We start from the raw sequence: 15,564 nt of genomic DNA, 5'->3' as shown, positions 1-15,564 counted from the left end.
GCACGGCTCGCTTGAACGCAGAAGCGCCGCCAGTCGTGCTGGCGGCGCTGGTGGGAGCGATCGTCAGTTCATGCGCTACTTGAGCGTCGTCAGCGACACGAACGGCTTTGGAGCCGGCTTCGGCGGCGCCACCGCCTCCTTGAGCACCTTGAACACCCGCTGATCGAGCGGCGTCGAGACGAGGAAGTCCTGATAGGCCTGCTCCAGGAACGATTTGCAGCGGGCTGCGACGTCCTCACTGGAAACGCCGGAGAAGTCCTCGCTGACGAGGTACTGCCCCATCCGGCGGAGGATATGCAGCCGGCAGACGTTGAGCACCTTGGGATCGTAGTCGACACCGAGCAGCTTGAAGAACTCCTCGGCCGCGGAGGTCTTCTTCAGTTCGTCCAGAACGTTCGGCGTTGCCGCAGTCATTGCTTTGCTCCTTGACTCGAAATCGGATCAACCTCGCAGAGAGAGGTCGGCGCCGGAGGCGGCGGTCCCTGACGCATCCTCTGCCTGGTGTGAGCGAGCTGCGCCTCGAGGAATTCGATCCGGTCCAGCATCACGGAAAGGGCTTCACCGACCGGATCAGGCATCAAATGATGGTCCAGATCGATCCGTCCGACGGTCCGCCGATGGGTGAACTCAGGCCGCACCACCTTGGCGGGGATCCCGACCACCGTGACGTCGGGCGGCGTGCTCTGGATGACGACGGAGTTGGCACCGACGCGGGTCCGCGGACCGATGGTGATCGGTCCGAGAATCTTGGCGCCGGCGCCGACGACGACACCGCTGTCCAGCGTCGGATGCCGCTTGCCTGGCGACCACGACGTACCTCCCAGGGTGACGCCGTGATACAACGTGACATCGTCGCCGACCTCCGCGGTCTCGCCGATCACGACGCAGGCGCCATGATCGATGAAGAAGCGGCGGCCGATTTCGGCGCCCGGATGAATGTCGACATTCGACAGGAAACGTCCGAGCCACGACAACAAGCGCGCCGGAAAACGCCAGCCGCGGATCCACAGCCGATGCGCCAGGCGGTGCCAGATCAGCGCGTGAATGCCGGGATAGGTCAGCAGTGTCTCGATTTCGCTGCGCGCCGCCGGATCGCGCGAGCGGACACACGCAATGTCCTCGCGGATCAGGCGAAGCAGCGAAGGCCGGCTCGCCTCGACGACGATCGGCTCTGCAATGGGGGTATCGACGATGTCGCTCATGATCAGGCAAAGCTCGCCAGCGGGTGATCGCAGACTTCGCGCCAGATGGCCGCAACGGCCTCCTTCGGCACCGGCCCCTTGTGAGCGACGGCATGCCTGCGCACCCGCGCCAGGATGCGCTGGGCCTGGTCGGCGCTCGCCGGCAGCCGCAAATCCGACAGCAACGAGGTGATCGCCGACAGCCCGGAATGCTTCCCGATCACGATCCGATTGGAGCGGCCGAACAGTACCGGATCGAGCGCCTGGTAGGTGCGCTGATCCTTCAGCAGGCCGTCGACGTGAATGCCGGATTCATGGGTGAAGACGTGCTCGCCAACGATGGCCTTGTTGAGTGGAATGGCGCGTGCCGCGGCGGCCGCCACGACATTGGCGACGTGATCGAGCTCGGCCAGCACGATGCCGGTCTCGCGCCGGTAGAGCTGCCGCAGCGCGACCGCGACCTCTTCCAGCGGGGCATTGCCGGCACGCTCGCCGAGGCCGATCACGGTGACCGACGCATGGGTCGCGCCCGCCTTGACCGCCGCCAGCGTGTTGGCGGTGGCAAGACCGAGATCGTCATGGCCGTGAAACTCGATCTCCAGGTCCGTGGTCGCACGCAAGGCGCCGACCAGGGCTGACGTCGCGTCGGGATCGAGCACGCTCAGTGTATCGGCGACGCGGAAGCGTCGGGCACCGAGCGACTTCGCGGTCGCGATCACCTCGGCGAGAAAGCCGACATCGGCGCGCGACGAATCCTCACCGCCGACGGCAACGGCCAGTCCGCGGCTTCGCGCATAGCCGACCACGCGCTTGAGCAGCTCCAGCGCGGCGCTGCGGCTGCCGCCGAGCTTGGCGGCGATCTGCACGTCGGATGTCGGGATGGAGACATTCACCATCGAGACGCCGGCCGCGATCGCCGCATCGACATCCGCCTCGCGCATCCGGCACCAGCCGATGATGGTCGCGGGCAGACCGGCCTCGACGATCGCCCTGATCGCCGCGATCTCGTCGGCCCCCATCGCCGGCGTGCCGGCCTCGATCTCGGGAACGCCGGCACGGGCGAGCGCACGAGCGATCGCGACCTTCTCGCCGAGGGCGAAGGCGACGCCCGGCGCCTGTTCGCCGTCGCGGAGCGTGGTATCGTTGAGGATGACCCGGGGCATCGGGCTCCCCGAGGCTGTGCCCCCGTGGGCAGAGCCGGCATCTCGGGCATTCCTAGACCCGCGCTGTCCGGAGACGTCTGGCATTCACTCGCTCCGTCGCAACCTGTGTGCGGCCGCCAGAAGCACGACGCTCCGTTGCGGCCTGCCATTCACTCAGCAACGGCCATGCCACCGCCGGACACCACGCCAACCAATTGAATATCTGATTGTTTTTCCAACGCCCCGAATTGTCGGATTCGTAACAGCGTCGGACATCGAACGTCGAACGTCGACGCAGAGAGACATGCCCGCGCAGCGCCTGGACCGCGTGGCGACCTGCGCTGCCGTCAGGCGTGACGCCTGCGGCGCAGATGAATGACGATGTCGATCCGCTCCATGCCATAACCCGGCAGCGGCTCGGGCATCTGCTCGAACGCGACCTGTCCGGGCACATCGACGAGCGCGCCTTCGTCCTCGTAGAAGAAGTGCGGGTGCACGGTCGTATTGGTGTCGAAGAACGATTTCGAGCCGTCCACGCCAATTTGGCGCAGCAGGCCCAGCTCCACGAACTGGTTGAGCGTGTTGTAGATGGTGGCCTGCGAGATCTTCATGCCCGAAGCAACGGCTGCGGCATAGAGCGCGTCGGCGGTGATGTGGCGGTCACCGCCGCCGAACAGAATCCGGCTCAGTTGCTGACGCTGCTGGGTGGGGCGCAACCCGGCCCGGCGCAGCGCGTCCTCGCATCGACGCATCAGGATCTCGCCAGCTTCGCAGGTCTCCGCCTGAGGACAACGTCCGCCGTCGGAGTTGCACGGGGATCCAAGCTGGCTGTCCATCAACATCGTCACGGTCCTCGAACTCACATCGCGGCGCCCGCCGCCTCCCGCAGCGCCACCTCGCGCCGCCGTTCGGCCATCCGGCTCTCGCCGCTCTCCTCGCCGAAGCAGAGCTGGAAGTCGTTGCACTGGGTACAGACCGGCGTCGTGCACATCACGAAGCCATCATCCTCGCACAGCATGCGGTAGAAGAAGCGCTTCCAGCGCATGTTGCTGGTGTTGCGGCTCGCCAACGGCGCGAAGTGGCGCATCAGCAGACGCGACAATTCGGAGCGCTCGCGTAGGCCCAGGTCTTCCCAGAGATGGTTGGGCTCCATCGCGCGACGCGCCACCATGGCCGCGAGCCAGCGGCCGACCTCGCCGTCCGTGGAGCGCTGCGCGGTGAGCAGATCGCGCACCATCGTGATTTCGTCCTCGTCCGGCGCGGCCACGGCCCCGGTGATCGGCAGCCATGAGGAGTCGATCGAGGCTGCCGGAAACAACTGCGCCAGCAGTGCGATCAGTTCGACGGTCGAAAGCCCCGCGCGCTCCGCCAGCGCGCCATGCTCCATCGCTGAAACGGCGAGAACCGATGCGATGACGTGACGATCGAAACCGATGTCACTGTCGATCAGCGCCTCGTCGGGATCGACGCCGGTCAGTAGGCGGTAAATCTGGCGGCCGTGATGCCGCGCGTTCTCTTCGCAGGAGCCGTTGCGCGGCGACGGTTGCAGGCCGGCAGCGACGGACTCTGACACGCCCACGATTGCGATGGTCATAGCTTGATCCCCTGCCGCGCGCCGACGGGACATGCGATGAGGTACCGGCCTTCCGACGGGAGGAAGGCCGGTACCAAGACTGCTTAAGCCGTTGCGGCGAGTTCGGCGGCAGTCTTTCCGATCTGGGTTTCGTCGACGGCTTTCATGATGCCGTGCTCCATCAGCATGTCCTCGAGCTCGTCCATCGTGATCGGGGTCGGGATGATGCCCTTGCCGCCGTTGTTGTGGATCTTCTGCGCCAGCGAGCGGTAGTGCCCGGCCTGGACCGAATCCGGCGCATATTCCAGCACGGTCATGCGGCGCAGCTCGGCGTGCTGCACGATGTTGTCGCGCGGCACGAAGTAGATCAGCTGGGTGCCGAGCTTCTTGGCGAGAGCCTCCGCCAGCTCCAGCTCCTTGTCGGTCTGACGCTCGTTGCAGACCAGGCCGCCCAGGCGCACGCCGCCGGAATTCGCATATTTCAGAATGCCCTTGGAGATGTTGTTGGCGGCATACATCGCCATCATCTCGCCGGACATCACGATGTAGATCTCCTGCGCCTTGTTCTCACGGATCGGCATCGCGAAGCCGCCGCACACGACGTCGCCGAGCACGTCGTAGGACACGTAGTCGATGTCCTCGTAGGCGCCGTTCTCCTCCAGGAAGTTGATCGAGGTGATGACGCCGCGGCCGGCGCAGCCGACGCCCGGCTCCGGACCGCCGGACTCGACGCAGCGGATGTCGCGATAGCCGACCTTCATGACCTCCTCGATCTCGAGGTCCTCGACGCTGCCCGCGGCAGCGGCCAGGCTCAGGATCGTGTCCTGCGCCTTGGCGTGCAGGATCAGGCGGGTCGAATCCGCCTTGGGGTCGCAGCCGACGATCAGGATCCGATGACCCATCTCGGCGAGCGCCGCGAGCGTGTTCTGCGACGTCGTCGATTTGCCGATGCCGCCCTTGCCGTAGAATGCGATTTGTCGAAGTGATGACATTCTGCTCTCCATCAACCGATTGCCAATGTCGCGCCCGCGCTGCTCGCGAGGCGTGACCGCGTCCTCTGTGTGTCCGAACCGGCAGACGGGTTGTTGGGAAGGAGAGCATCGCTCGTCCGGAGCGTCGGCGTGCACTCAGCCCTCAACCATTGCCTGAACCCGGTTTTGCAACGGCTGTGCCAGCACGCGCACAGGGCCAAAACGATCATGTTTTAAAGGAGATGCGGAGCAATCCGGGCGCGATTGCGAGTTGTTGCAAACCCGACATCGGAATGCTTCGCAAGATGCGACGACGCGCGGCGCTGTCCGAAACGACACAACAGCGGTAGCTTTTCAGCCGGGCGGTGCCCGGAACGAGATTTGCTAGATCCCCTCTGCAGCCCTGCGGCACAGACGCTGACAACGTTGAGGAGGATGCAATGCAGATCGGAGTGGAGACGGCCAAGGCAGTGGACCAGCGGCGCGTGTTCGTGATCGACGACGACGAGATCACGCGCGCGGCCCTGCAGTTCATGTTGCACGATGAAATCGAGACCCACGAATTGGCGACGCCGGAGGAGGCGTACGAGAAGGGCGTCGACTGGCTGGCACCGAACGTGGTGCTGCTCGGGGTTTCCTTCCTGAAGCAACGCGGCCCCGAGCTCGTCCGCGAGATCCTGGCGAAGTTCAAGGGCGTGCGCATTCTGATCGTGACCGCCAAGGCCGACGAGGCGATCGCGATCGAAGGTCTCAAGGCCGGCGCGCATGGCGCCGTGGTCAAGCCGCTCACGATCGAGGCGGTGCGCAAGAAGGTCGACACCATTCTCGGCCGCGCCGGCGGCGCGCAGCTGGTCCAGCTCGGCGGTGCCTGACGTGACGACCGTCGTCTTCTACGAGAAGCCGGGCTGCGGCACCAACGCCCGGCAGAAGCTGATGCTGACGCGAGCAGGCCACGATGTCATCGCCAGGAACCTCTTGACCGAACCCTGGACGGGCGAGCGGCTGCGCACATATTTCGCCGGGACCCCCGTCTGGGCCTGGTTCAATCCGGCCTCGCCGCGCGTGAGATCGGGAGAGATCGAGCCAGAGACGATCGAAGCCGTCGCGGCCATCGACCTGATGCTCGAGGATCCGCTGCTGATCCGCCGGCCATTGATCGAAGCCGGCGGCCGGTGCTGCGCCGGCTTCGATCGTGAACCCGTCATCTCGCTGCTTCGGCAGGGCGACGGTCTGGAGGATGTCCAGGGCTGCACGCGTCCGGATGGGTCGACACCTTGTCCGGAGCCGCGTTGAGCGGCTCCGTTCTGCAAGCTCAGCGCTTCAACACCATGACCAGGCGATCGACACGCTTGCCCTGCTTGAAGTGGGATTCGACGATCTCGTCGATATCCTCCGGCTTGGTCGGTCGATACCAGACGCCGTCCGGATAGACCACCATCATGGGTCCGGCGCTGCAGAAGCCGAAGCAGCCGGCGGCGGTGACGCCGATATCCGTCAGCCGCTGCGCCTCGATGGTCTTGGTCAGCCGGTCCCACAGCGGCTGCACGCCGAGCCCGCCGCAGCTGCCGCGCGGATGCCCGGGCGGGCGCTGCGTCAGGCAGACGAAGGCGTGATGTTTGTAGAGCTGCGGAATCTCGAATGCGTCATCCGCCTCGGCGACATTGGCATCGCTCATGACGCAGACGCCTTGATGCCCTTGTCGGCGAGCAGGGTCGCGAGCTCACCGGCCTGGAACATCTCGCGCACGATGTCGCAGCCGCCGACGAATTCGCCCTTCACATAGAGCTGCGGAATGGTCGGCCAGTTGGAGAACTCCTTGATGCCCTCGCGGATGAAGGGATCGGCGAGCACGTTGACGCTCTCGTAAGCCACGTCGAGCTTGGCCAGGATCTGTGCCACCGCGGCGGAGAAGCCGCATTGCGGCGCCGCCGGCACGCCCTTCATGAACAGCACGATGTCATTGCTGTCGATCAGCTTCTGAATGCGTTCGGATGTCGACATAGACTGGATCCTTTCCCTGAATGCGACCGATCAGCCCGGCCGCAACGATCATTTCGGCAATGACGTCTCGAGCGCCAGCGCATGCAGCACGCCGCCCATCTGACCCTTGAGAGCCGAATAGACCATCTGATGCTGTTGCACCCGGCTCTTCCCGGCGAAAGCCTGTGAGGTGACGCGCGCCGAATAATGGTCGCCATCGCCCGCCAGATCCTCGATCACGACGACGGCATCCGGGAACGCCTCCTTGATCAGACGCTCGATGTCCGTTGCTGCCATCGCCATCGCTGCCACTCCCGCTGGATTGATGAAGGCCTCATGCAAGCTCCGAACCAGTGATTTGCTCGCCGCAATCGCCGTCTCGCCGGCATCTGACGACGCGTCCACGCCAATTCGCCAAGCGTTGCGTCGTCTTTGCGACATCGGCCGCGGCGGAGCGAAGAGGCGACGTGCAAAATCCAACATCGGCCCGCTCTTCCGCCCGCCTCCTGCCGGCTCCGGCGCTGCTGCACCCGCGCGAAAACGGTCCGCGTCTTGCAATGATTTGATCGAGGTCAATGCAGATGCTCGAACTCGTCAGCGAACCCGACACGATCAACTTCGGCGATCTGCCGCAAGAGATCGATGCGCTTTTGCAACAGGGCGTGGCGGCGTATCGCCGCGACCACGCGCAGGCGGATCGGCTGTTTCGCCAGGCGCTGGCGACCGCTCCGCAGCAGCTTCCGACCTACTTCTGTCTGTACAAGATTCACACCTATCAAGGCCATCTCGACGAGGCAGAGGCGGTCGCCGAGCTGGGCCTTGCGGAAGCGGCGCGCCAGGCCGGCTGGCCACGGGATTGGCGGCACTGGACGCCGCATGATCCGCTGCCGGATGGCGCCGGCCGCTTCGCGCTCTACACGCTGAAGGCCCTCGCCTTCATCCATCTGCGCAAGACTGATTCCGACGGAGCAGCCGAAATGCTCGCGGCGCTGCGGCGACTCGATCCCACCGGCGCCGTCGGATGGCCGGTCGTCGCCGCGCTGGCCGAGGGGCTCGGTTCGGAATGAGGCGACGCCATGCATGAGCGAAACATGACTCGAATTCCAACGACCATCCCCCGGTGCGAACCAGAATCATGAGAGGAACCAACGCATGATGACCATGCACGCCCCGCCCCCTCCTTCCCCGGCGCAGAACGCCGTAGCGACCGGCTCCCAGAGTGCAGCCGAGAGCGTGATTGCAGCGTTGCGAACGGTCTATGACCCGGAGATTCCGGTGAACGTCTACGATCTCGGGCTGGTCTATCGAATCGCGCACGAGGGCGGCGGCGCGGTCGAGATCGACATGACCCTGACGGCGCCCGGCTGTCCGGTCGCAAGCGAGATCGTCCGAATGGTGGAGGACGCCGTACAGGCCGTCGACGGTGTGGTGTCGGTCAAGGTCACCCTTGTCTTCGAGCCGCCATGGGACAAGTCGCGCATGTCCGAAGAGACCGCCCTGGAGCTGGGTTTGTTGTAACGCGCGCCAACCGCGCAACGGAAGCAGGAGCATCACATGCCTACGGCGAGCACGATCAAGCTGACCGCCAGCGACGGCCATACCTTTCAGGCGTTTCGTGCCGATCCCGCCGACGCGCCAAAGGGGGCGATCGTCGTCCTGCCGGACGGCGCCGACGCTGCCGGCAAACTACGCAAGGTCGCCGATACTTTCGCCGCGAGCGGCTATGTCGTGATCGCGCCGGAGCTGTCGCCTCCCACCGCGATCGAAGCGGCAACGGAGGGCGAGCCGGCCGAGAGCGTGCCGGATCCGGCCGCACCGCTGCTCGCCGAGATCCAGTCAACGGTCGACAGCGTCAAGGACTGCGGCAAGGTGGCGGTGGTCGGCTTCGGCGCCGGGGGCGGTCTCGCCTATGACGCGGCCAACCGCGTCTCCGGCGTGGCCTGCGCAGTGAGCTACTACGCGACCGGTGTCGTCAACGCGGCCGGCGCCAAGCGCAAGATTCCGACGCTGCTCCATTTCGGCGAGGCCGACATCGTCGTGCCGTTCGCGGAGGTGACCATGTTCCGCGCCTATCATCCCGAGGTCAGCGCGTTCTCCTATCCGAATGCCGCGCATGCGTTCGACGGTGACGGCGAGACCTATGATGAATCTGCAGCTGCGCTGGCACATGACCGGACCCTGGCGTGGATCTCGCAATATGTCGTCGGGCAGCCGCCGATCACGCTGAAGAACGCCGGCGCCTATGCGCTCGCCAAGACCGACAAGAAAAAGAAGAAGAAAGCCGACGACGACATGGGACCGCTGGCCGATTGACAATCCGATGGAGTGAGAGCACCGCGATGCTGCCGACCACCATCCTGATCGACGAGCGGCCACGTTGCGTCGTGCGCCCCAACGACACCAAGGATCTCAACCGCTTCATCCGCAACGGCAAGCCTTTTCTGCTTGCCGAGGTGCCGGACGGCAGAATCACGCATCGCAATGCCAGCGAGGTCGAGATGATGCAATGGCAGAACGCCCTGGCGCTACACCGCGCCTGGGGTGGCGACGACGAGACCTTCTTCGGCGTGCCGTTGTATTAGTTGGATTGCGTAAGGTCGGCAAAGGCGCCACGGACGGCAGTGAATTGCACCATCGGAAGATCGCCATGCCCACCTTTCTGGTCCATCTTTTTCTGGTCCATCTTGCAGGCGAGACCGCCGGTGGGCGCGTTTCGCTTGGTCCAGCCTACGCGTCACGCCCTCTCCGTCATTGCGAGCGCAGCGAAGCAATCCAGGGTAACGCGGGCGACTCTGGATTGCTTCGTCGCCTTCGTCTCCTCGCAATGACGTCACCGCAGGCTCACGGCCGCGCGGCCCGAGCATCGTGCGGGTTGCCGGCGTGGTTGCGCATCCAGTCGGCGAGCTTGGTCATGGCGGCGTCGACATCCTGACGGGCCTTGACGTCGCTGACAGTCTCCTCGAGCGCGCCGCGCATGCACAGCAGCCAGGCGTCGCGCTCGGCATTGCCGATGGCAAAGCCCATGTGACGCTGGCGCAGCCGCGGATGGCCCTTCTCGGGCGAATAAAGCTTGGGGCCGCCCAGCCATTCGGAGAGATAGCGCTTCAGGATGTGCTTGATCGGCCCGAGATTGCGGCCGTGCATGTCGCGGATGCCCTTGGCCTCCGGCAGCGTATCCATTCGGTGGTAGAAGGATTCGACGAGACGGTCCACGACAACCGCTCCGCCGATCCGCTCATAGGGGGTCGCGACCGGCCCTGCGTCCGGAGTTCCGGTCTCTGAAGTCCCAGCGTCCGCCATCCGACCAGTCCGCCCTCTACTCATCCAAGCTCGGCTGCAGGATCACCTCGGCCGGAGCGCCCGGGCCCTGCTCGTCCACAAGCTGAAGCGCATCGACACGCGACAATCCGCCGCCGCTGTCCATCAGCACGATAGCGTCCTTCGGCATGCTTGCAAGAGCCTCGATCAGCTTGGCGACAGTCACGAGGCCTCCTTCACCGACGCATCCTGACCGGCGATGGGCGCGCCGGTCTCGTCAAAATTCAGCGTCACCGGATCCTCGTCGAGCATGACGATCTCGGCCCGGCTCAACGCCCCGCTGGCATGGTAGCTGTAGCTGTGCGTGAGCTCGATCTCGCCATAGACGATCTTTTCGAATCCGGTCAGCACGCCCGCGGCATCGAAATAGCCGCCGATGAACGTGTTGCGGTTCGACAGCTGCTCCGGCGCAATCGCAGTCACCAGCCGCAGCGGCAGCTTGACGCCCGTGTAGGAGACGAAGAATCGGCACGCCTGTCCCGCATCGGTGCTCATGCTGCCGACCGTGTCACGAGACAGCCGCTGTCTTCAGGGCCTCGATCTGCTCACGAGCCACCTTGAACACGCCGCGGCCGCCGGCGAAGGTCTGATAGGCCTTCATGCCGATGGCCTCGCTGAGCTTGTCGAACCACTGCTGCGGCGTCAGCCCGACCGGCCGCTCGCTGATCTCGGCGACCGTGCCATCATTGGCAAAGCGGACATGAAGCGTCAATTTGTCCATGTGATCCTCCTGTTACAGACCCGAGCCGAAGCCCAGAAGCTCGATCTTGACGTTCTCGGTGCCGAGGATCGTCGCCTGGCAGGCGAGCCGCGACTTCGAGCCGACGCCGACGATGGTGTCGAGCTTCTCGTTCTCGAGCTTGGTGACCTTCGACACGCCCTTGCGTCCCTCCTGCAGGAAGATGTGGCAGGAGCCGCACTTTGCCTGGCCCTCGCATTTGTGCGGGATCTCGACCTCGGCGCCGAGCAGCGCTGCCAGAATGGTGGTGCCCTCGCCCACCTCGATCGTCTTGCCGGAGGGCATTACCGTCAATGTCGCCACTTGGATTCTCCTTTTCGGTTTGAACTTAGAACTTCTCAGTAGATCGCGGCGCCCGCCCCGACATTGACCGAGGCGTCCTTCATGGTCGCGACGATGAAGGCGATCTGATCCGTGGCGAGATGAACGTGGAACGGCAGGGCCACCACACGATCGGCGACCTTCTCGGTCACGAGATAATCGCCTCGGCGATAGCCCATGTCGAAATAATGCCGCTGCAGATGCAGGGGATTCGAATAGGCCACGGCCTCGACCTGTTCGACCCTGAGATCCTCGACGATCGAATCCCGGCTCGACTTCGAGAACCGCGTGCCCAGATGCACCTGGTAGAGAAACCAGTTCACCTCGGTGACATCGGGCCCGACATAGGGGTCCTTGATGCCCTCGAACGACTGCACCTCGCTGTAATAGATCTGCTCGATCAGCTTGCGCCGCTCGAGGATCTCGTCGATCCGCCGCAATTGCGCCAACCCGAGCGCGGCGGTCACGTCGCTCATCACCGCCTGGTGCGACGCGCTGCTGCTGACCACGACCGATGCGCGCTCGTCGAGCCGGTGCGAACGGTGCCGACGCACGGCCACAGCGATGTCGACGTCGTCGGTGACGACCATGCCACCCTCACCACAGGTGAGCGCGAAAGGCTGCGAGAAATCGAACACCGCGGCCGCACCGAATGTACCGACCAGCGCCCCCTTATATTTCGAGCCGATGGCCTCGGTCGAATCCTCGATGACAGGCAGATTGCGGGTCTTCGCGATCGCCTGCAGCTCCGACCATTTGGCCGGATGGCCGTTGGTGTTGCCGGCCAGGATCGCCTTTGTCCGCTCCGTGATGCGCGCCTCGATCTTGCTCGGCGCCAGCGTGCCCGAGTAGTAATCTATATCCGCAAACACCGGCTTGGCGCCGACAATGCTGATGGCATGCGCGATCTCGCGGAACGAATACGACGACGTGATCACCTCGTCGCCCGATCCGATGCCCATCGCTTTCAGGACCAGGACCAGGCCAAGCGTTCCGCTCGGGACGGCAATGGCGTATCTGCGCCCGAGATAGCTTGCGAATGCCGCCTCGAACTCCTCGACCAGCGGACCGCAGGACAGCCGCGGCGAGCGCAGCGCCGCGTCCACGGCGGCAATCTCCGCCGTGGTAATGTCGGGATCAGAGAGCGGAATGAAGCTCGCCTCGACCGGCGTAAGCTCCGCTTCATCCTGCTCCTGCCGATCGGCGTCATGCACCAGATAGGGCTTGGTCATGCTCAGCTCCGCTTGGCCAGGATCAGGCCGGTGGCTTTGGCAAGGTCATCGGTCACACCCGCGCAGTGGTCGCTGGCGTCGAGCAGATGCAGGTCGAATGCCGGATAGCTGCGGAACGGCGCTTCCGTGACATCGGACGCGTCACAACGTGTCAGTACCAGCCTTGGAAAGCGGCGGCGCAGCTCGCCGAAGGCCGCGCTGCCGGCGTCGGGTCGCTCGAGGACCTGCGCGATCTCATTCAATTCCTGTTCGGCCAATGCCACGTCACCCGTCCTCTTCGCTCTACTGCCAGAAGATCCGCTCAGGGTCCGCGTTCAGCTCGTCGACCGCCGCGGTCAACCGCCGATGCAGACTGTGCAGCTCCCACGTCCCCTGCGCGTGATCTCTCCAGAACAGCTTCCACATCGCATTCGCGGGATCATGGCGCAGCAGCGCGACGTCGATCACCCCGCCGTCCTTGTCGATGTTGCGCGAGCAGCAAGGACTGCGGACGTGATAACCCTCGTCGACCGGCGACACCGTCGGCTCGACATAGCGGTAGCGCTTGCGTGACTTCAGCGCGCGCGCGATCCGCTTGCGATCCAACTCGTTGGGATGCGCGGGCAGGACAAAGCTGGGCTTGAGCGCGGTTGCAGCCATCGTGGATCATCGCACCTCAACCGGGACGATCTCCTCTTCGAGACAGCCCACGACGAGCTGCTCGCCGAACTCGACGAGATAGATCGGCATGTTCGCCTCGGTGTGGGTGCCGACCTGGACGATCTCACCCATATCGCCGACTCCGACCAGCTTGGCTTCGGCCGGCGCGTTCGGGAACGAGCCGTCATTGACGAGGTCGATCAGCGCCTTGACACGCTGGCCCCATTGATATTTCGGCAGGCGTGGCTCGATCATGATCTGTATGCTCCCGGCAGTGGCAGCTCGTCCTCGGTCTCCCCGCGGGGCACGGTGGATTCGAGCTCCTTGCGTTTCATGCCGACGCGGTTCCCGCTTTCGAGAAACTCGACGCCGTAGATGTAGAACTGCTGCAGGAAGGTTCCGATCGAGACGACGTAGCCGATCTCGCCCTTCTTCGCGAGGATCTCGCCGATTTCCTTGCCTGCGTAGGTGCCGTCGTTGCGGATCGTGCGCTTGGCCTTGACCTTCTCGCCGAACGTGAAGTACGGCGGCGCCGACAACTCCACGACCTCGCTGTCACGAACGATGTTGCTCATGCCGGTTTCTCCATGGCAGCTCCGAAGCGGTTCGCGAGCCGGTCGCGCGCCATCTCCTGCACCAGCGGGTCCTCGTCGCGCGCAAGCTCCGCGAGTTCACTGAGCGCGATCCGGCTCGCAACCTCGTGACGCACCCGCCAGTCGGCGTCCTTGCGCATCGCGGTGAGGAGATCCGGCGCGAGGCGCTCGGCGATCTCGAGCCGCACCCGTGGATCTGGGTCACTGATCATGCCGAGCAGCCAGTCGCTGGGGATGCGCCGCGCGACGACGCGGCGTACCTCGGCCTCCGGGTCCCCCATCATGCGGCCAAGCACGGACGGCACGATACGGCGCGCCACGACCAGGCGGACGTAATAGTCGTCGTCCATCATCATCGGCATCAGGTCTTCCGGATCGAGCACGGTCGCGATTCGAATGCGGACCTCGCGATGCGGATCATGGCGCAGCCGGAGCACCAGCCGCTTCGGCAACCGCCGCGCGGCGTTCCAGCGCACCGTCTCCTCGGGATCGTCGAGCAGCGGAGGCAGAAAGAACGGGCTGGCATGCTTCGCCGCGATAGCCCGCACCTCGAAATGCGGATGCTTGACGTAGCCGTTGGCGAGCGCCGGATTCCAGTTGAAGAAGCGGTCGATGCGGCGGGCGTAGCGGTCGTGCACGCAGGCGTGCCGAAGGCGACAGCCGCCGGATGCGTTGAGCTGCGCGTGCTCGCAGCCCTTACAGCTGATGTCGTTGCCCTGCCAGTCGATGGCCTCGTCGATGTCGTCATTCATCGTCGAGCTCCACCCGGTCGACCACCTCGAGCAGGACGCGTGCGCCGATCTTATCGCTGGGATCGAGCTCGAGCAGCTTTTGCACCGCGAGCCGTCCCTCGACGAGATTGCCGAGGCGCATCTGCAAATAGGCGTATCCCTTCAAGGTGAACATGAAGAAGCGCGGCAGCATGTTGTCATAACTGCCGAACTCGGCATGACCGGCGCGAACGTCGCGCCAGTGCGGCGGCAAGCAGTTTTCGGCGGCCGCCTTGGCGAGGCATCGCTTGGCGATGCGCAGCGCGTCGGCGAGCCGTCCCTTGTAGAAATAGAACCGGTAGAAGCCGATCAGGACCGCTGCATGCCCAGGCGCCAGCGCTTCCGCCTCTTTCAGGTGCGTCTCCGCGACCTCGTCGAGATGATAGCTCTGGCCCGCCTGCCACAGATGATACTCGGCCTCCTCCGGCAGGCCGCCGCCGAGCAGCGCGTCGGCGAGCAACGCGTCCTCGATGGCGGTCTGAGAGCTGGGCCGGGCATCGGTGGGCATGGCGAGCTGTCCTAGTGCTCCAGCGCCTTCAAGGCGTGGGTCGAGCACGAAACCTGCTTCGGATCGTGAAACACGAGGCCGGTCTGCGTCGCAGTATCCGCGAAGTCGATGGTCACACCGTCGAGCAGCAAGCGGCTTTCCGCTGGCAGAAACAGCCTGACACCGTCGCGCTCGACCACGGCATCACCGGGCTGCGGCGTGGCGAGCACGCTGATATCGGCCGCAAGGCCGGAGCAGCCGCCGGGCGACACCGCGAGACGGAAGCCGGAGCCCGCGGTACCGTCGGTTCGCAGCATCATTCGCATGAATTTCTGCGCGGCAGGCGTGAGGGTGAAGTTCATCTCGGTCTCCCTCAAGCCGGCGGCTGGTAGCGCGGGAACGAATTGTCGATCACGCAGGTGTTGTCGACCGGGCAGACCGCCGCGCATTGCGGCTCGTCGAAATGGCCGATGCATTCTGTGCACTTCTTCGGATCGATCACGAAGGTGCCGTTCTTCTCCGAGATCGCCACGTTCGGACATTCGGGTTCACAGGCCGAGCAGCTCGTGCACTGCGAGGCAATGATCTTCAAGGTCATCAAAGGCTCCTGTCGAAGGG

29 protein-coding genes are annotated in these 15,564 nt (G+C 64.8%); 6 read left to right on the top strand and 23 right to left on the bottom strand.

The annotated features are described in order from the left end of the window. Nucleotides 1–75: 75 nt before the first annotated feature. The 6 genes from nifW to nifH all read right to left on the bottom strand — a co-directional run bounded on the left by nifW (nt 76) and on the right by nifH (nt 4,888). Nucleotides 76–414 (bottom strand): nitrogenase stabilizing/protective protein NifW, encoded by a 339-nt coding sequence (gene nifW / locus QX048_RS31125; RefSeq protein WP_315713078.1) that lies wholly within the window; start codon nt 412–414, stop codon nt 76–78. Next, on the bottom strand, nt 411–1,202 hold the full coding sequence (cysE, locus tag QX048_RS31120; protein ID WP_315825159.1) for a serine O-acetyltransferase: 792 nt from the start codon (nt 1,200–1,202) through the stop codon (nt 411–413). Before cysE ends, nifW begins: the two co-directional genes overlap by 4 nt. Before the next feature lie 2 nt (nt 1,203–1,204). Beyond that, a complete protein-coding gene (gene nifV, locus QX048_RS31115; RefSeq protein WP_315825160.1) occupies nt 1,205–2,344 on the bottom strand; it encodes a homocitrate synthase in 1,140 nt (379 codons plus the stop codon). Between the two features lie 326 nt (nt 2,345–2,670). After that, complete coding sequence (gene irrA, locus QX048_RS31110; RefSeq protein ID WP_315713082.1) at nt 2,671–3,165, bottom strand: iron response transcriptional regulator IrrA; 495 nt, start codon at nt 3,163–3,165, stop codon at nt 2,671–2,673. A 17-nt stretch (nt 3,166–3,182) separates the two neighbouring features. Then, nucleotides 3,183–3,917 carry a nitrogen fixation protein NifQ gene (locus tag QX048_RS31105; RefSeq protein ID WP_315825161.1) on the bottom strand — a complete coding sequence of 245 codons (735 nt, stop codon included), beginning with the start codon at nt 3,915–3,917 and terminating at the stop codon, nt 3,183–3,185. 83 nt (nt 3,918–4,000) lie between these two features. Further along, nucleotides 4,001–4,888 carry a nitrogenase iron protein gene (nifH, locus tag QX048_RS31100; RefSeq protein WP_315713086.1) on the bottom strand — a complete coding sequence of 296 codons (888 nt, stop codon included), beginning with the start codon at nt 4,886–4,888 and terminating at the stop codon, nt 4,001–4,003. A 419-nt stretch (nt 4,889–5,307) separates the two neighbouring features. Between nifH and QX048_RS31095 the strand changes: the two genes are divergently transcribed. Both QX048_RS31095 and QX048_RS31090 read left to right on the top strand, forming a co-directional pair. Beyond that, a complete protein-coding gene (locus QX048_RS31095; protein WP_315713088.1) occupies nt 5,308–5,739 on the top strand; it encodes a response regulator transcription factor in 432 nt (143 codons plus the stop codon). A gap of 1 nt (nt 5,740) precedes the next feature. After that, a complete protein-coding gene (locus QX048_RS31090) occupies nt 5,741–6,160 on the top strand; it encodes an ArsC/Spx/MgsR family protein (RefSeq protein WP_315825162.1) in 420 nt (139 codons plus the stop codon). A 19-nt stretch (nt 6,161–6,179) separates the two neighbouring features. On the opposite strand, the gene QX048_RS31085 is transcribed toward QX048_RS31090, so the two are convergent. Genes QX048_RS31085 through QX048_RS31075 form a run of 3 tightly spaced genes read right to left on the bottom strand, consistent with a single transcriptional unit; the run spans nt 6,180 to nt 7,150 of the window. Then, nucleotides 6,180–6,542 carry a (2Fe-2S) ferredoxin domain-containing protein gene (locus QX048_RS31085; RefSeq protein WP_315825163.1) on the bottom strand — a complete coding sequence of 121 codons (363 nt, stop codon included), beginning with the start codon at nt 6,540–6,542 and terminating at the stop codon, nt 6,180–6,182. After that, the gene (grxD, locus tag QX048_RS31080) at nt 6,539–6,868 is read right to left on the bottom strand and encodes a Grx4 family monothiol glutaredoxin (RefSeq protein WP_315752861.1); all 330 of its coding nucleotides are present in this window, start codon (nt 6,866–6,868) and stop codon (nt 6,539–6,541) included. The genes QX048_RS31085 and grxD overlap by 4 nt, the downstream gene beginning before the upstream one ends. Nucleotides 6,869–6,916: 48 nt before the next feature. Further along, entirely contained in the window at nt 6,917–7,150 is a 234-nt protein-coding gene (locus tag QX048_RS31075; protein WP_006609694.1) for a BolA/IbaG family iron-sulfur metabolism protein, read from the bottom strand. Between the two features lie 272 nt (nt 7,151–7,422). On the opposite strand from QX048_RS31075, the gene QX048_RS31070 reads away from it, so the two are divergent. From QX048_RS31070 to QX048_RS31055, 4 genes are all read left to right on the top strand, one after another. Next, entirely contained in the window at nt 7,423–7,914 is a 492-nt protein-coding gene (locus tag QX048_RS31070; protein ID WP_315825164.1) for a hypothetical protein, read from the top strand. An 88-nt stretch (nt 7,915–8,002) separates the two neighbouring features. Further along, the gene (locus tag QX048_RS31065; RefSeq protein WP_315752901.1) at nt 8,003–8,365 is read left to right on the top strand and encodes an iron-sulfur cluster assembly protein; all 363 of its coding nucleotides are present in this window, start codon (nt 8,003–8,005) and stop codon (nt 8,363–8,365) included. Nucleotides 8,366–8,401: 36 nt separating this feature from the next. Further along, nucleotides 8,402–9,160, top strand: a complete 759-nt coding sequence (locus tag QX048_RS31060) for a dienelactone hydrolase family protein (RefSeq protein WP_315825165.1) — start codon at nt 8,402–8,404, stop codon at nt 9,158–9,160. A gap of 26 nt (nt 9,161–9,186) precedes the next feature. Beyond that, complete coding sequence (locus QX048_RS31055) at nt 9,187–9,429, top strand: hypothetical protein (RefSeq protein ID WP_315752858.1); 243 nt, start codon at nt 9,187–9,189, stop codon at nt 9,427–9,429. A 259-nt stretch (nt 9,430–9,688) separates the two neighbouring features. Here the strand turns inward: QX048_RS31055 and QX048_RS31050 are convergent, their stop codons facing one another. Genes QX048_RS31050 through QX048_RS30985 form a run of 14 tightly spaced genes read right to left on the bottom strand, consistent with a single transcriptional unit; the run spans nt 9,689 to nt 15,544 of the window. Further along, complete coding sequence (locus QX048_RS31050; protein WP_315752857.1) at nt 9,689–10,147, bottom strand: group II truncated hemoglobin; 459 nt, start codon at nt 10,145–10,147, stop codon at nt 9,689–9,691. A gap of 16 nt (nt 10,148–10,163) precedes the next feature. After that, nucleotides 10,164–10,331, bottom strand: coding sequence for a hypothetical protein (locus QX048_RS31045; protein WP_315752856.1), 168 nt, complete (start codon nt 10,329–10,331; stop codon nt 10,164–10,166). Next, entirely contained in the window at nt 10,328–10,660 is a 333-nt protein-coding gene (locus QX048_RS31040) for a DUF6156 family protein (RefSeq protein WP_315825166.1), read from the bottom strand. Before QX048_RS31040 ends, QX048_RS31045 begins: the two co-directional genes overlap by 4 nt. 13 nt (nt 10,661–10,673) lie before the next feature. Continuing rightward, nucleotides 10,674–10,886, bottom strand: a complete 213-nt coding sequence (locus QX048_RS31035; RefSeq protein WP_315713111.1) for a hypothetical protein — start codon at nt 10,884–10,886, stop codon at nt 10,674–10,676. A gap of 12 nt (nt 10,887–10,898) precedes the next feature. Next, a complete protein-coding gene (locus tag QX048_RS31030; RefSeq protein WP_315752853.1) occupies nt 10,899–11,207 on the bottom strand; it encodes a 2Fe-2S iron-sulfur cluster-binding protein in 309 nt (102 codons plus the stop codon). 35 nt (nt 11,208–11,242) lie between these two features. Next, complete coding sequence (locus QX048_RS31025) at nt 11,243–12,457, bottom strand: DegT/DnrJ/EryC1/StrS family aminotransferase (protein WP_315825167.1); 1,215 nt, start codon at nt 12,455–12,457, stop codon at nt 11,243–11,245. 2 nt (nt 12,458–12,459) lie between these two features. Further along, a complete protein-coding gene (locus tag QX048_RS31020) occupies nt 12,460–12,720 on the bottom strand; it encodes a hypothetical protein (RefSeq protein WP_315752851.1) in 261 nt (86 codons plus the stop codon). A 19-nt stretch (nt 12,721–12,739) separates the two neighbouring features. After that, nucleotides 12,740–13,096 (bottom strand): DUF3024 domain-containing protein, encoded by a 357-nt coding sequence (locus QX048_RS31015; RefSeq protein ID WP_315713117.1) that lies wholly within the window; start codon nt 13,094–13,096, stop codon nt 12,740–12,742. A 6-nt stretch (nt 13,097–13,102) separates the two neighbouring features. Further along, complete coding sequence (locus QX048_RS31010; RefSeq protein WP_315752850.1) at nt 13,103–13,351, bottom strand: nitrogen fixation protein NifZ; 249 nt, start codon at nt 13,349–13,351, stop codon at nt 13,103–13,105. Next, the gene (locus tag QX048_RS31005) at nt 13,348–13,671 is read right to left on the bottom strand and encodes a nitrogen fixation protein NifZ (RefSeq protein ID WP_315752849.1); all 324 of its coding nucleotides are present in this window, start codon (nt 13,669–13,671) and stop codon (nt 13,348–13,350) included. Before QX048_RS31005 ends, QX048_RS31010 begins: the two co-directional genes overlap by 4 nt. After that, complete coding sequence (locus tag QX048_RS31000) at nt 13,668–14,441, bottom strand: 4Fe4S-binding leucine-rich repeat protein (RefSeq protein WP_315752848.1); 774 nt, start codon at nt 14,439–14,441, stop codon at nt 13,668–13,670. The genes QX048_RS31005 and QX048_RS31000 overlap by 4 nt, the downstream gene beginning before the upstream one ends. After that, nucleotides 14,434–14,967, bottom strand: a complete 534-nt coding sequence (locus QX048_RS30995; RefSeq protein ID WP_315752847.1) for a hypothetical protein — start codon at nt 14,965–14,967, stop codon at nt 14,434–14,436. The genes QX048_RS31000 and QX048_RS30995 overlap by 8 nt, the downstream gene beginning before the upstream one ends. An 11-nt stretch (nt 14,968–14,978) precedes the next feature. After that, a complete protein-coding gene (locus QX048_RS30990) occupies nt 14,979–15,308 on the bottom strand; it encodes an iron-sulfur cluster assembly accessory protein (RefSeq protein WP_315713125.1) in 330 nt (109 codons plus the stop codon). A gap of 11 nt (nt 15,309–15,319) precedes the next feature. Further along, a complete protein-coding gene (locus QX048_RS30985; RefSeq protein ID WP_006609676.1) occupies nt 15,320–15,544 on the bottom strand; it encodes a YfhL family 4Fe-4S dicluster ferredoxin in 225 nt (74 codons plus the stop codon). Between the last annotated feature and the right edge of the window lie 20 nt (nt 15,545–15,564).

The organism is Bradyrhizobium sp. SZCCHNS30572 (genome assembly GCF_032484415.1).
GTDB lineage: Bacteria > Pseudomonadota > Alphaproteobacteria > Rhizobiales > Xanthobacteraceae > Bradyrhizobium.
Note: the sequence above shows the minus strand (reverse complement) of the source record. Positions and strands in the feature narration are given on the sequence as shown.

Excerpts from the sequence above, each read along its gene's own strand:
- QX048_RS31010 (WP_315752850.1), bottom strand. The coding sequence starts at position 13,351 with ATGATCGAGCCACGCCTGCCGAAATATCAATGGGGCCAGCGTGTCAAG.
- nifW (WP_315713078.1), bottom strand. The coding sequence starts at position 414 with ATGACTGCGGCAACGCCGAACGTTCTGGACGAACTGAAGAAGACCTCC.
- QX048_RS31000 (WP_315752848.1), bottom strand. The coding sequence starts at position 14,441 with ATGAATGACGACATCGACGAGGCCATCGACTGGCAGGGCAACGACATC.
- QX048_RS31015 (WP_315713117.1), bottom strand. The coding sequence starts at position 13,096 with ATGGCTGCAACCGCGCTCAAGCCCAGCTTTGTCCTGCCCGCGCATCCC.
- grxD (WP_315752861.1), bottom strand. The coding sequence starts at position 6,868 with ATGTCGACATCCGAACGCATTCAGAAGCTGATCGACAGCAATGACATC.
- QX048_RS30990 (WP_315713125.1), bottom strand. The coding sequence starts at position 15,308 with ATGAACTTCACCCTCACGCCTGCCGCGCAGAAATTCATGCGAATGATG.
- irrA (WP_315713082.1), bottom strand. The coding sequence starts at position 3,165 with ATGTTGATGGACAGCCAGCTTGGATCCCCGTGCAACTCCGACGGCGGA.
- QX048_RS31085 (WP_315825163.1), bottom strand. The coding sequence starts at position 6,542 with ATGAGCGATGCCAATGTCGCCGAGGCGGATGACGCATTCGAGATTCCG.
- QX048_RS31005 (WP_315752849.1), bottom strand. The coding sequence starts at position 13,671 with ATGAGCAACATCGTTCGTGACAGCGAGGTCGTGGAGTTGTCGGCGCCG.
- QX048_RS31035 (WP_315713111.1), bottom strand. The coding sequence starts at position 10,886 with ATGGACAAATTGACGCTTCATGTCCGCTTTGCCAATGATGGCACGGTC.
- nifV (WP_315825160.1), bottom strand. The coding sequence starts at position 2,344 with ATGCCCCGGGTCATCCTCAACGATACCACGCTCCGCGACGGCGAACAG.
- QX048_RS31060 (WP_315825165.1), top strand. The coding sequence starts at position 8,402 with ATGCCTACGGCGAGCACGATCAAGCTGACCGCCAGCGACGGCCATACC.
- QX048_RS31040 (WP_315825166.1), bottom strand. The coding sequence starts at position 10,660 with ATGAGCACCGATGCGGGACAGGCGTGCCGATTCTTCGTCTCCTACACG.
- QX048_RS31055 (WP_315752858.1), top strand. The coding sequence starts at position 9,187 with ATGCTGCCGACCACCATCCTGATCGACGAGCGGCCACGTTGCGTCGTG.
- QX048_RS31105 (WP_315825161.1), bottom strand. The coding sequence starts at position 3,917 with ATGACCATCGCAATCGTGGGCGTGTCAGAGTCCGTCGCTGCCGGCCTG.
- QX048_RS31050 (WP_315752857.1), bottom strand. The coding sequence starts at position 10,147 with ATGGCGGACGCTGGGACTTCAGAGACCGGAACTCCGGACGCAGGGCCG.
- QX048_RS31025 (WP_315825167.1), bottom strand. The coding sequence starts at position 12,457 with ATGACCAAGCCCTATCTGGTGCATGACGCCGATCGGCAGGAGCAGGAT.
- QX048_RS30985 (WP_006609676.1), bottom strand. The coding sequence starts at position 15,544 with ATGACCTTGAAGATCATTGCCTCGCAGTGCACGAGCTGCTCGGCCTGT.
- QX048_RS31065 (WP_315752901.1), top strand. The coding sequence starts at position 8,003 with ATGACCATGCACGCCCCGCCCCCTCCTTCCCCGGCGCAGAACGCCGTA.
- QX048_RS31095 (WP_315713088.1), top strand. The coding sequence starts at position 5,308 with ATGCAGATCGGAGTGGAGACGGCCAAGGCAGTGGACCAGCGGCGCGTG.
- cysE (WP_315825159.1), bottom strand. The coding sequence starts at position 1,202 with ATGAGCGACATCGTCGATACCCCCATTGCAGAGCCGATCGTCGTCGAG.
- QX048_RS31075 (WP_006609694.1), bottom strand. The coding sequence starts at position 7,150 with ATGGCGATGGCAGCAACGGACATCGAGCGTCTGATCAAGGAGGCGTTC.
- QX048_RS31070 (WP_315825164.1), top strand. The coding sequence starts at position 7,423 with ATGCAGATGCTCGAACTCGTCAGCGAACCCGACACGATCAACTTCGGC.
- nifH (WP_315713086.1), bottom strand. The coding sequence starts at position 4,888 with ATGTCATCACTTCGACAAATCGCATTCTACGGCAAGGGCGGCATCGGC.
- QX048_RS30995 (WP_315752847.1), bottom strand. The coding sequence starts at position 14,967 with ATGCCCACCGATGCCCGGCCCAGCTCTCAGACCGCCATCGAGGACGCG.